Genomic DNA, 13,105 nt, shown 5'->3' with positions numbered 1-13,105 from the left:
TTTTCGCTTTTCTGCGTTAAAAAAGTTAGTTAGTCCGGTAAACACTAAAATATCAATAAACCAATGACCCTCCACTATCAGGTAATTCCCAACAGAAATCCTTTTGGTTTATTGTATAAGGAAACAGTAATGCTGCCCATAGTAGTTTTGCTTGTGCTGGTTTTGTTATGTCCTGGTCAGCTGACTGCGGCTTCGGAAGACTATTCTTTTAAAAAGGCAGAAAAACTTTTTTCTAGAGGGAAGTATGAAAAAGTACTAGACCAAATTAGACTTTTAGAAAGAAATAGGTTTTCGAAAGAGGGAAGGCTGAAGTATTCTTTGTATAAAGAAGTACGGTACTACCACTATAAACTGTCAAGCCGTATCCTTTTGAAAAAAATAGGTTCCTTAAAGGAATCCGTAGGATTATATAAAAGGCTATTTCTTTTAGACAGTACAAAGCAATTTGTAAATCAGCCACAATATCAAGACTTTAAACAACTTATAATAAAAACACTGGAGAGTACGGTTGACAAAAATAACTTAGCCGCCTCCAGGCTGTTCGTAGACGTTTTAGCTTTACAGGGAGATACAGTCGCGGCTTATAGAAAAGTATACCCTGTAAAAGAAGCGTTGTACCTTGCAAATAAAGAAGCGCTCCATGAATTTATTAAGAATTATGATTATTCTGAAATTGATAGAAAAGCTTTAATGGTGAAGAAACAATCTAGTATTGAAAATCAGGCTTTTGCTTTAACGAAAGATTTTAAATATGATTTCGAAAAAGTACGGGCCATATATATATGGATTGTACAAAACATATCTTACGATTATAGTTATAAGATTTATGATGCGCAAACCACTTTTAAGGCTAATAAGGGAGTCTGTAGTGGGTTTAGCTATCTTTTTAAAGAAATGTGTTTGAAAGCAGGTATTAAAGCATACCGTATAGAAGGATATGCAGAGGGGCGCCCTGCAGGAAATCATGCCTGGAATTCTGTTGAAATAGAAGGGTATCCATTTCTTATAGAAAGTACTTGGGCCTCATGCATTAAAGAAAAAACAAATTATTATTACCTTATAAGTGAAAAAGAGCTCTCAAGAACGCATAAACCAGAAGAGGTGTACTGACAGGAATTTCTAATATACCTTTATAATTACAAGGCGGGCAGTATTGCTTTGCTATTGAGTGATTAGCTAAAGAGTTAAATAAGAACATTTAGCCTATTTGCCCTCCAAAACCAGCCTTATTCATTGCAGTAATAAAATCCTGTTCAGTAACAGGAAATCCAGAAGCATCACCCAAGATTGCATCAAGACAACAGTAAGGGCATTGTACTGTTTTTTCTCCATTGCCATTTTCCTCCGGAAGCCAGCCTTACTTGTATAGTCAAGAGAGAATTCCAGTGCAGCTTAGGCAGACACAAATACCACCTTTTGTCATCTGTTAAGGTTCCCGTAGCGTCTTTGATGGGCTTCCTTTAAATGTAATATGTGAATTTTGCCTCAAGGGCTTATCTACAAAAATAAGATGCTAAGATTATGGTGCGCCAAAAGTTGATTCCCGCAAGCGGACATTCTTACAAGCTTGCGAAGAATGCCATTTAAGAAGTGAACCTGGTACCTTTGTATCATGCTGCAATAACAGGATAGATTACCTGCTAAGCAGGTAGGTTGAGGTGTTTAGTATTGTTAGCCATTCACTTGCCGCGCTTTACTTCTGGCAAATTGTTGCGGGAGTCCTAATTATACAGAAGAATGCTTCTAAAGCTACCTGTTTTTAAGGGTAGTTTCATAAATATAACTTTTCTATTATGGCTTTGTCTTCCCAAAGCTATTGTTATAGCCTCATTTTTAGAGGGCCAGGAAAGCTATGTCTAAACTTTTCACCAATTAAAACAACTATATGTTTAAAACTAAACACTTCGATTTCAAAAACACTTTCCTGAATCTAACACAGTATACGGTGCCCTATGGAGACGAATATACTCATAGGCAACACTTGCCGGAGGGCATACAACAGGATGAGGATGGTAACTATTTCATCACCGTTGGTGAGTCTTCCACGCTGTTCACTTCCCACCTGGACACCTGTTCTTTTTCCAGAGAGAAAGTAAACCATGTTATCAATGGAGATATCATTGCTACTGATGGCACCACTATTCTGGGAGGAGACAATAAGGCTGGTGTTACCATACTGTTGTACCTCATCAGCCAGGGTGTGCCAGGTACTTACTACTTTTTTGTAGGAGAAGAGATAGGCACCGTAGGCAGCAGAGCAGCATTACGAGCCAACAGACTTTTCTTTTCGCAATTCAAAAGGGCAGTGGCTTTTGACAGAAGAGGGGAGGGCTCCATTATAACACACCAGCGAGGAGCGAGGTGCTGCAGCGACCAGTTTGCAGTGGCACTGGCAGATGAGTTTGGCTTGCATGGATTGGGCTATGAAGCAGATCCTACTGGAGTGTTCACTGATACAGCAGTTTTTACAGATATTATCCCGGAATGTACAAATCTATCTGCGGGGGTGTGGAACGAACACCGAAGGGGAGAATATGTCAATATTAAAATTGTGGAGCAGATCGCCAAAGCAGCTGCCAAGGTTCAATGGGAAGATTTGCCTTCAGCCCGAGACCCTTTACGCATTCAAAGGCAGGCAGCATAGCCTCTGTATGCTAAATCTTAATCATTAATGTAATGTTTTACTTTTAAACTGTATATATCATGAATAACCCCACAATACCACTAAATGTACAGGAAGCAAGTTTGATCAGGGAGCTGCTTGAGAAATCCATTCCCTATTTAGATGCCACCATCAAAGATGCAGAAAATTTAACTCAGGTGGCTAAAAAAGCTCAGTTCTCTAAAAGTACCATAGAAGCCTACCTAAACAAGAACCCTGATAAAAATGGGTGTCTGGCATTCCCTGAGGAATATTTTTTGGCACTACTTTATAAAATCAGAGTGGCCTTGTGTAAAAGAGCCGATGTTATGCTTGCCCTTTTGCATGATACAAGCCTGAGCACTGATGTGCAAATACAGTTAGCACAAGACTCTGCCGTATTACTTAACCTTATCAGAATTTTTCAGGACCCTTCCCTGCCAAGACTCATTAGTTCTAGCGAATCTAGTTCTAAATAGTAGTGTATGGTGATGATTCTATTGAACGAAGTGCTGCACCAGGCTGGGCGGAGCACTTTCTATAAAACTTACGACACCGTTAAGGATCTGTACGGGGTGCATATTAACATTGCAGGTACCTATCTGGAGCCAGTATTCTTGCATGTATTCAAATTTGAGAAAGGGGAGTTTGTTGTGGTAGACCAACTGGAGCAATACTATGGCATTGACTTGAAGGGGACAAGAATAGAGCTCTCAGAGGAGGAAGAAGGTGAATGGAGTTCTACTATAATTAAAAATTCAGTTTGTAATTGTATAAAAACCCGGACCCAAGATACTTGCAGGTACTGTGATGGCAAGGGGAGCCTCATTAATAGTTTTGGCTTTAAATTACTCTCTGCCATCTTTTAGCCCCTTTTTTAATTTTTATCTACATAAATCAATAACTTATAGCCTATGCCTTTACAATATGAGATAACTTCTAATGGATACTATTTTGGGTTGAAGTACCAGGGAACAGAAGTTATTCCCTGCAATAACAATAAGCTTTGGCGGATAACAAAAGATTTAATTGGATTCCGGCAAGACAACCAGTTTGGTATTTACTCTACGCTTGAGAACAGAATCCTGCATGATGCAACTTTAAGCGCGGAGGTAACTTACTTCCAGAGGATTAATGATAAAGAGGGTGCATTAGTCACGAAATCGCGTTTTGTTTCCACACATCCTGGGGTTTTTATAAAAACTAAAGAATATTTAGAAGTATGTGACTTCCTGCTTTGGAAAGGTAATCGGCTATTAGTCCTGTCTCCCGAGGGTATTCTTGTGATTTTGCGTAACGGGGAAATAAGGAAGTACAATGGGAAAAAGCCAAAAGAGGCTTTAGACCGCCTTCAACAGCGCTGCCTTTTTGAAGATGAGCATGGATACGTGGTAAAATCGGAGTTGCCAAAATTTGATTACTTAACTGAGGCGGACAGAGAAATAGATGAAGACAATTTCTTAAACAGTTTTATTCCTCAAGAAGTAGTAACAGAAGCAGTTCATACTTCTGGTAAGCCAAACTCCCCAGCAAGTGACTTGGAAATGGAGGAGCCTATTTTTAAGTATTATAATTTTAATGAAATACCCCCTATCATCAGAGAAAAGTTTATAAATCACCTCGACCGTTTTTATAATACACCCACTAACGATAAGTTGACCAAGTTTCTTATCTATTTAGCGTGGTGCCATGCCAATGGCTTTATTAAGTATGATCAAAAAGGGAATTGTACCATTGATCCCTGGTATGCCTCGCTCCCTGACTTTGTTGAATTTCCTTCAACTGTTGACCGTCTATACGAAGCCCATCAGTTAAAGGGGCTGCAACACCTTCTTTATATCTCACCATTGACAGAGGGTTATCTTGAGGTGCTAGCCCTTGTGAACTAGTGAAATTTTATAAAAAATATAAAAACATCTACTAGCTTAAAAACCAGTAGTTCCAATAACCTGCTTATTTTGCTTGGCATAAGCAGTGTGGCATTTTACAGACTGATACGTAATTAGATAGTTGTGCTGCGGGAAATAGTTTTTTCTCAGAAAATCGCCATTCATAAACAGGATATAAATGATTGTTAGCCTTGTGTCTGTCAGAGTTTTGATAATTATTTTATCCATTATTCTTTTAGCTAAAGAGACCTTCCCATCTATAGAGCCTAAAAAGACTTTAGCTAATAATTTTTATAAAACGGTTCTGCTACAAACTTCGTGAACTCCTCGGTTTTGATATTGCTTCTACTTATCACTTGAAACGGCTCAAGTCTTGCTACTTCTGCTTGAAGGTCTTTCGCTGTTTTAGTACTGCACCCTAGAATATCTTGTAATGCTTTGGATGATGCTCCTTCACACTGAAATATGTATGAAAATTCAAGTAACTCTTGGAAGTTGAAGAACTTCTGCTGATAGTCTGATGGAGATTGTGAAGCGAAAAACACTACAATTCCTTTTGAACGTCCTTCTCTTATAATTTTTTCAAGGAAAATGTTTTTTTGTCCTAAGTAGTTGTGAGCTTCATCTATTACCAAAATTGTTCTGATTGTTCTACGGCCATCTTTTATTGGACTGTCGGGCAAAGATGCCATTTCTTTGTAAAGTCTCTCAATAACTAAATAACCCACAAGTTCTTTCAATACAGGCATTTTGTGAACATCAATGATCATCGTTCGGTTACTTACTTTTTCGATCGGAGGAACTGATGAACCGTGCGCCCAAAACAAATTGAAGTTCGCTAAGTCACGTAATACTTCGATAAGTGTATCATCGTTTTTACCTTCATCTTCATAATTGGCTAAAGCTATCTGAAGAATATCGCCAAAATCTGGGAATGGATGATTTGGAGTCATTAAAGCTCTTGTGGTATAACCTGCTATGATGGCTTCGGTTAATGCACCTTTTTGAACCGGACCAAATTTAGAATTGATAGATGCAAAACTTTCCGCCTTTTCTCTAGCAGAAAGCTGAATGTCTTGCTCCTTGTAGTTTGCCAGAATGAAAGGACTAATGGGGAGCGTTTCATTATTTTGCAAAAGCCTGTAAGTTCTTGATCTGGTAATATCAATGAAATTCTCATTGTCTACAACATCCCCTTTATAATCAAAGAAAATGAAGTTTGTCTCGTAGTTTGACTGAATCCGTATGTCAGCCAAAAGTTTTAATAAAAACTGTGTTTTACCTACACCTGGTTTTCCCATTATTGCCAAATGTGAATTGGCGTGTTTGGTTGTGTCGTTTAGGTGCATGATCAGTTCATTGTTCTGCAAAATGTTGCGACCAATAAAAATATCAAGGTCTTTTGTCTTTAGCGTTTTGGCTCCTCTTAATTCAATTCCAGTTACTATTTCAGTATACCATTTATTAATGTCTTCGCCATTCTTTTTGAAAACATTCCAAAGGAGAGTAGCACCATTATCTATATGGTTTTTGATAATAGATTTATTACTGTAGAATTCGTTTTCATCTATGCTGTCGTTTTCGTAAACCTGACTAATTAATGTCTTTATCAGTACTTCATCTGATGCAATAAAAGTTGGGCGCTTCATTTCGCCTCCTGAAAAGTTTGTACTTAAACTAACATCCTTGCCATTTTGGACTAAAGAATACGAAAAGGCCATTCGCGCAATAACAGCTTTGTCTAATTTAGTTAAAACTCTTAAAGAGCTTATAATTTCGTCTGCTTGCTGTGATGTATATAGTCTATCTGCCATAATTTCAATTTCTTAATTCCAGAAGTAGCCCTCTTTGATACTCGTTATTTCGTTAATGTGACTAAATTCCAACCTAGCTGCACCTGTTAAGTGGGGTTCTAAGTTTTTGAAATAATTACTATCTACTTCTGTGTCAGTTGATAAGATTATTACCTGTTCTGCTGCATTAGGGAAGTAATGGTTCACAATATTGTCTCTGTGAATACTATCTAAGCGAGAAAGGGGAGTGTCTATAATCAATGGTAGATTTAATTGAGAAGTTTGAGCTAAGCCCCAAAGCAAAGAAACAGCAAAAACCTCTTTTTCTCCGGCAGAAAGCCCTGACTTTTTCATTTCGTGTCCGCTCCTGTCACGTATGATTATTTCATAAGTCTTGTCGTTAATTTCTAAATCTTTGATTAAGCCTGATTTGCTGGAAAGCATCTTGTACATTTCAAGAGTTTTTTCTTGAAGCACCTTCACTTTGTTTTTTCTGAGCTTTACAATGTAAGTATTTAACAAATTGGCAATGGTATCACATTCCTGAATGAAGTCTGCTCGCTCTTTAGAAACATTGTGTTTTTCATATAGCTTGTTAATTTCAAGCTCAATGTCTTTAATTCGGGTTTCAATTACGACTATTTCTTCATTTACATTAGAAAGCCTTACCGAAATTCTACCTATTTGAGTTTGACAACTCTCTATGGTGTTTTGTAGTGTGTCAAACAACTCTCTCTCGCTTTCGGAGGCAGTACTGCTCAGGCTAGCTTCAATAGAGCGAATTTCAAAATCAAGTTCTTCTTTTTCTTTTAATAGTTGCTCTAACTGAAGTACATCGCTTTGCTCAATTTCTTCTATTCTGTTTAAGACCTTGGCAGCATCTCGCTCCGAGAGATTTAGAATCTTCTTGATATCCCCGGCACTTTTGTTTTGCTGTAATATGTCTAGAACCCGTTTTTCTAACTTTGCTTTTTGCTCCGTGGTCAAAGGGTGTTCTATGATGGGTTCGGGCAGTTCTAATTTATCTACTATTTGTTTGGCTAAATCTTGTGCATTGGCAGATAGGGCATTTTGCTTCTGACTTTCTCTTTCAGCTTCTATTTGTTTCTTTACACTATCAAAAAGTTTTCCTGCTATAGCCCACGGTAAGAACTGATCGTTGAGTACTTTAATTTGATTTTCCAACTGATTGCTCTTGTTGGAAAGCTGGATACGCTTTTTTTCTTTCTGTTTAACTATTTCCGTCGATTCGGCATCAATGCTAAATATGGCTTTGAATCGTTCCTGTGCTTCTTCTTTTTCACTTTTAAAGTTTTCAAGTTCTTGGCTCAGGTCGTCTCTTTCTTGTTTTTTAGAATGATGTTTGCGTTGCTCTTTTTTAAGTTCGCTTTCTTTGTATTCAATGTCCTCATCCGAAATTTCTACAAATCCTTTTCGCTCTTCTTGTTTCAAATACAAAATATCATTTGCTAATCGGGAAATGTACTGAATGCCCAAAGCCGCTTCGAGTGAAGTTTGCAGCCGTACTTCTGAATGATCGTCTGCGGCAATTTCTTGTATTTTTTCACCGTCAAAGAAAAAGAATTGAGTGATACTTTTTGGAATTGTAGCATTAATGAAATCCTGCCACATTTCTTTATTTTGTACGCTCACTCTTTTACCGTCCTTTACTACCACCAGTTTTTCCTCCAGATCTTTGTATCGTGGTGTTTCTGTAACACCGGCACTCCAAGAGCGGTGAATTACTATAGTTTCATGCTCACCTGTTTCCAGCTCCAGTTCAAAAGAGACATAGGCGTTGCCTTTGCTCAATTCCTTGCGGTTAATGTACTTGTACAGCCAGTCGGGCTTGGCTCCATACAGGCAAACATTGATGGCTTCCATAATAGAGGTTTTACCCGCACCGTTCATACCACCAACCAAAAAGATGCTCTTGCCTTCGCTACTTTGCGGAAAGTTGAAAACTGTTGGAAACTGAAACGATTTGTAATTTTCTATGGTGAGCTTATTGAACTTCATCGCCTATTTTTTTATGTCTGATTTCAGAATTTCTTTCAGAGCATCATATATACCTGTTCTGCGGTCTTTGAATTGATATTCTCTTACCGTAGCCAATAGCTTTTCTACTATTTCAAGCGAAACATTATATTGGAGACAAAGCTCCTTGAGCAGTTCGTTATCTTCTTGTTTCATTGTATAAATGTTTTTGCGAATAAAGTCCAATAAGCTTACCCTATTTCATTTAATGCCCACTATATTCAGCCGCTTTATAATACGCCAATACTTCTATTGCGTCAGAACTTAGGCTGTAGTAGAAGATTGTACCTTGGTTTGACTTCCTTCTTCAATCAATTGTTCCACTCTTGCTTTAGCTTTTTCAAGCAATCTCTGTGATTCAATTTTTGAATCATAGCTTGATCTAATCAATTCATAAAGTTGTTTTTTTAAATCTTCGTTAATATCTGGAATCAAAAATTGACGAATATCTTTTGGGTATATGTATGGCTGTGAAGAACCGCTTTGGTATACTTTAGATTGAAGAATACCGTATTTAGAATTTAATAAAACCATCAAATATCCTGCATCAAATTTATTATCACACCTCAACATGGTGATGAAACTTGCGTGGACAGCTCTGTCATCACTAAACCAAATGTTTGTTTTACCAAGATAAGCTCCTACTGAATAGAATAGTAAATCATTTTCTCGCAGTAAAGCAGCAGAATTCTTTGAAACCCACTCTTCAGAAGCAATCGGGAAGCTATTATAACCTTCTGGAGAAATTTTTGTCAGGTGTTTTTGAGTAATAATGGGTACACCTTCTGACGCATAATCTGGATTACTGAACTTTATTACCTTGGTAAAGTAAGTAAGCGGTTTTAAAATCCTTCCCTGTGTTTCAGTAATATATTTATAATAGTTTTTTAACTCTGGATTATAAAATTCTCCATCCGCTCGATTGCTATTCACTACCTCACTAAACCTAGCTGAATAACGTTTAGGTTTTTCAAACGTGATTTTATCTAATCCTAATTCTTGTTCCAAAAGTTGGGTGGCTTTTTGATAGAGGGCTTGGGATTCTTTTTTTAGATTGTATGATCTATTAAATATTTTTTTTAAAGAGTTTTGCTCAACTAAATCAACTAATGGAATAAAAATCCTCCTCAATTCTGCAGCAGAGACATTTGCTTGGTTAATGGATGGCATTGCTCTTCTACGAATTTGACCTTTACCAAATTCTGTATTTAAGTACATTGTTAAGAATTCCGGTAGAACTAAGTCTTCATTCGTGTTTACTCTCACTAAATAAGATGCGAAAGTACTTTCTTCTCCTTCTTTAAAAATCCCTGTTCTTCCAACAAAATCAATAGAATTAGTTCTGTTAAATAATACATCATTAGGCAATAACTTGTACTTTTCAAAAATAGCTTTAGGAATATTAGCATATTTCTTAGCTTTTTCTAATACACAGTTATTGATTTCATTCATCCGAAATATTGGGAATCCTTTTAACTTTTCGTTCATCGATATAGAAATTCCATACTGACACTTTGTAAAAGTCTTTCCCAATCTAATCCATTTATATTTTTCGTTAGGTTGAAAGGCGTATTTTGGGTCAAAATATTCAGCAGCCCATCTATTTTCTGAAATTGTATCGGTTAAACGAACTTGTGTTATTGATGCCATAATATTAATTTTTCCAGAAGTCAAATTCTTGTTCAATCGCAAATTGTACAAAGGCTTCGGCTATACACAGTTTTTTTTCTTTGGCTAGGTATTTTCCGTTAGAGTCAGCGGCCATGGGCAGTGTGCTTGCTTCTGCTGTTGCCGTTTGTAAGGAGTGTCCTTGGGCGGCTACCATTGAAAGCAGTTCGTTTCTGGAAATTTTATGGTTTACCAAATCTTGGTCTATCTCAGGGTTGCCGAAGGCATCTTCTACTATGTTGCCGTCTTTATCGGTCCTATATATATAGTCGCCACTGTTGTTCTTGCCACCGCGCTCACTCACGGCCATAAAAATGTCATAATCTGAACGTTTGGCTACTTCGGCATCTATAAAACGATTTCGTAATTTTTCTATACTGTCATCATTGTTTAGCAGGAGTTGTAATTTACCTTTGTTGGTAAGTAGAAGTTTTTCTTCTACTGCCAACGGAATGGCATTTTCGTAACTCTTTATTTCAGATTTTAACTGCTTCGCTTTTTCTTTTTGGCCATCTTTCAAAGTTTTTAAGGCTATCTTGTGCGCTTCTTTGATGGACTTAATGTGTGCAGTACAGGCAGCCTTAGTTCCTTCCCAGTTGTCCTTGGCAATTTCTATTTCCGCCTTTTGGGTAAGTACCAGGGCCTCTACTTCATCATTTAAGCCTTCCAATTTAGTTTTTGTCTTCAGCAAACTATCTTTTAATTCAGAAATGCGCTCATCCAACAGATCGAGTTTTTCTTCTAAGGTGAGCTCTGTAGTTTCTTCTGTCTCCTCATCTTCTGAAGTTTCCTTTTCACTATCTGCATTCTCTTCCTCAGCCATTTCTGGTTCGGGATATTCTTCTAAAATTAACTCGTAAATATTTTCAGGAATTTCTTCTTCGGGTATGTCTAATGTATTTTCAAATTGATATAATAATTCTTGGATTTGATTTGCATAATCAGGGCAACTGTTTTCCACTTCCCTTTGAATCTTTATGATATTATCCAGTTGAGCTTGGGTATATTTTTGGATAAAGAGCACCGACGTTTTGGTTCCGGTGTGAGGTTTAAACGAATTTCCGTGCAAACCCACAACCGCCAACAAACGGGCCTTTCTCAAAATCCATTCACGTATGAATGCCAGCGATGAATTGTTAAATTTACCCTGTGGTAACACGATAGCCGCTCTACCTCCGGGACGTAGCATTTTAACGATGCGTTCAATGAACAATACATCTCTTTCTTCTTTGGCTGTTTTATCTTTAGCTCTTTTAAGAGCAGGCTTAGCCAAATCGTACTGAGAAAGCATCTTCTTATCTCTCATCTCTCCTGCAAAGGGCGGATTGGCTAGAATAACATCAAAATTCATTTCTCCGAAATATTCCCAAGCTTTGTCATCGTCTTTGAATGTCTCACCTTCGGGTACACGTGCTTTAAGAAGAGAAGAATGTTTGCTTAATTCAGTCATCAGGTATTGTCCTGATTTAGTGGTGTACCATGTGCGTGGATCAATGCTGCTCACATCGGGTCCGAAAATGTTGGTATGTCCGTCACCTGCAATTAACATCAAGGCTCTTGAAGTTTTGGCGGCTCTGGCTTCAAAATCAATTCCCCACAAATATTTGCTGGCATATCGGTGTTTTCTCAGTTCCTGCTCTTGCGTAGTAACTGCGGGCACTGCCCATTCCATAGCGTGCAAAAGGAATCCTGCCGAACCACAACTTGGGTCCATAACATATTCATTATCTTGTGGGTTAAGCATTCGCACACACATTTCTATCACATGGCGTGGCGTAAAAAACTGTCCTTTCTTTTTCTTGGCTTCGGTAGGCAGCAAATATTCAAAAGCATCATCCATAATGCGGAGGTTGGACCCCATCAAGCGCACAGGCTCTACCGGACCAATACACACTTGCAAGTGGTCTTTTCTTAGCTTGATGTTTTCATTTTCTTCAAAAACACCTTGCCATTCGTTACAAGCCCTTCTAAAAAGTCCATTAATCGTATCGTATGTCAATTCTGCATCTTCAAATTTTTTAAATTCAACTTCTTTGTTAGGTCTAGTTCTGCGGTTGTCGTTTGCTTCTTTTTCGTCCCAGATCTTGGCAAAAATGATTTTAAAAATTTCGTTGAATTCATCCACTCCACTATCAGCCAACACAAGTTCTTCCAGATCCTGAATGATTTTCTTGAAATTAAAAGAAGTCTTAAGCTGTGCCAGTGTTCTCTTTACCTCTAATACATCTTTTTCCTCCTCGTTAACTTTTGGTATTTCAGATAAGGTATCAAAATCCCTGTTTTGCGGTCTGTACAAAATCAACCTATCTGAACCATTGGACCAAATGCCAATAGGATTTCCCTTAGCACCTAAATAAGTTTTAAGTTGCTCTATGCCTTCTTTTCTTTTCGGCTTCTTAATTTCGAAAAGCAATTTTACAGTTTGCTTGGTGTTATCTCGATATACCGCAATGTCTGCAAACTTAGTATTGACTTCTGTGCCAAACTGAACCGGAATTTCACATTCAATTTGGTCTGTTTTATAATTGTAATAATTAATCAATTTGTACAACCAAAGTTGACGAACTACTTCTTCAGGTGAAGATTTTCCATCCTCGATATATATTAAAACTTCTTCTTTCCCAGAGTGTAAAGGAGCAAGAGGCTTGATGTAAAAAAGTTTTTTTCCAGTTTGTTTTCCGGTCCCGTTCTTACTGTAGATAGTTAACATTTCGTGAATAGGCTTACCTAATCCTTCAAATTCAGTAAGTTCGTACTTTACGTTAGGATCTCTAAAGATCTTATCTATTACCTGATGTGCATTCATTTTTTTCTAAACTATTTTAACTTTTTTCCATCTGCGGCCAACATTGGCTGCAATGACAATTATCAATATTCCACTTGGTTAATCAACTTGTCAATTAGCCAAATAATAAACATTCTATTGTTTTTATTCTAGTAAAAACAATCAATGACTTAATCTGTCCCTTGCTAGCAATTTATTATCTCTTTTTATCTTGCTAAGAATAGTTGGTTCATCAAGAACTTTTGTTTCCGCCTTTTTAAAAAGTATTCATGTAGTAGCTAACACCTATTAG

10 protein-coding genes are annotated in these 13,105 nt (G+C 37.4%); 5 read left to right on the top strand and 5 right to left on the bottom strand.

The window, feature by feature from the left end:
* Nucleotides 1-63 precede the first annotated feature (63 nt).
* The 5 genes from A8O23_RS06965 (at nucleotide 64) to A8O23_RS06945 (ending at nucleotide 4,530) form a co-directional block, all read left to right on the top strand.
* Nucleotides 64-1,110 (top strand): transglutaminase domain-containing protein, encoded by a 1,047-nt coding sequence (locus A8O23_RS06965; protein ID WP_082882938.1) that lies wholly within the window; start codon nucleotides 64-66, stop codon nucleotides 1,108-1,110.
* 775 nt (nucleotides 1,111-1,885) lie between these two features.
* Nucleotides 1,886-2,644, top strand: a complete 759-nt coding sequence (locus A8O23_RS06960) for a zinc-binding metallopeptidase family protein (RefSeq protein WP_066618692.1) — start codon at nucleotides 1,886-1,888, stop codon at nucleotides 2,642-2,644.
* 59 nt (nucleotides 2,645-2,703) lie between these two features.
* Entirely contained in the window at nucleotides 2,704-3,120 is a 417-nt protein-coding gene (locus tag A8O23_RS06955; protein WP_066618689.1) for a hypothetical protein, read from the top strand.
* 6 nt (nucleotides 3,121-3,126) lie between these two features.
* Nucleotides 3,127-3,510, top strand: a complete 384-nt coding sequence (locus A8O23_RS06950; RefSeq protein WP_161486703.1) for a hypothetical protein — start codon at nucleotides 3,127-3,129, stop codon at nucleotides 3,508-3,510.
* Nucleotides 3,511-3,555: 45 nt separating this feature from the next.
* Nucleotides 3,556-4,530, top strand: coding sequence for a hypothetical protein (locus A8O23_RS06945; protein ID WP_066618683.1), 975 nt, complete (start codon nucleotides 3,556-3,558; stop codon nucleotides 4,528-4,530).
* Between the two features lie 281 nt (nucleotides 4,531-4,811).
* Here the strand turns inward: A8O23_RS06945 and A8O23_RS06935 are convergent, their stop codons facing one another.
* From A8O23_RS06935 to A8O23_RS06920, 5 genes are all read right to left on the bottom strand, one after another.
* Entirely contained in the window at nucleotides 4,812-6,344 is a 1,533-nt protein-coding gene (locus A8O23_RS06935; protein WP_066618672.1) for a DndE family protein, read from the bottom strand.
* 12 nt (nucleotides 6,345-6,356) lie between these two features.
* Nucleotides 6,357-8,342 (bottom strand): DNA sulfur modification protein DndD, encoded by a 1,986-nt coding sequence (gene dndD / locus A8O23_RS06930; RefSeq protein ID WP_066618669.1) that lies wholly within the window; start codon nucleotides 8,340-8,342, stop codon nucleotides 6,357-6,359.
* 3 nt (nucleotides 8,343-8,345) lie between these two features.
* Complete coding sequence (locus A8O23_RS21685) at nucleotides 8,346-8,516, bottom strand: DNA modification system-associated small protein (RefSeq protein ID WP_192849035.1); 171 nt, start codon at nucleotides 8,514-8,516, stop codon at nucleotides 8,346-8,348.
* A gap of 108 nt (nucleotides 8,517-8,624) precedes the next feature.
* Nucleotides 8,625-10,010, bottom strand: coding sequence for a restriction endonuclease subunit S (locus tag A8O23_RS06925; protein WP_153042103.1), 1,386 nt, complete (start codon nucleotides 10,008-10,010; stop codon nucleotides 8,625-8,627).
* Between the two features lie 4 nt (nucleotides 10,011-10,014).
* Nucleotides 10,015-12,834 (bottom strand): restriction endonuclease subunit M, encoded by a 2,820-nt coding sequence (locus tag A8O23_RS06920; RefSeq protein WP_066618664.1) that lies wholly within the window; start codon nucleotides 12,832-12,834, stop codon nucleotides 10,015-10,017.
* Between the last annotated feature and the right edge of the window lie 271 nt (nucleotides 12,835-13,105).

This window comes from Rufibacter roseus (assembly GCF_001647285.1).
Lineage (GTDB): Bacteria > Bacteroidota > Bacteroidia > Cytophagales > Hymenobacteraceae > Nibribacter > Nibribacter roseus.
This window is presented reverse-complemented; position numbering and strand designations above follow the sequence as displayed.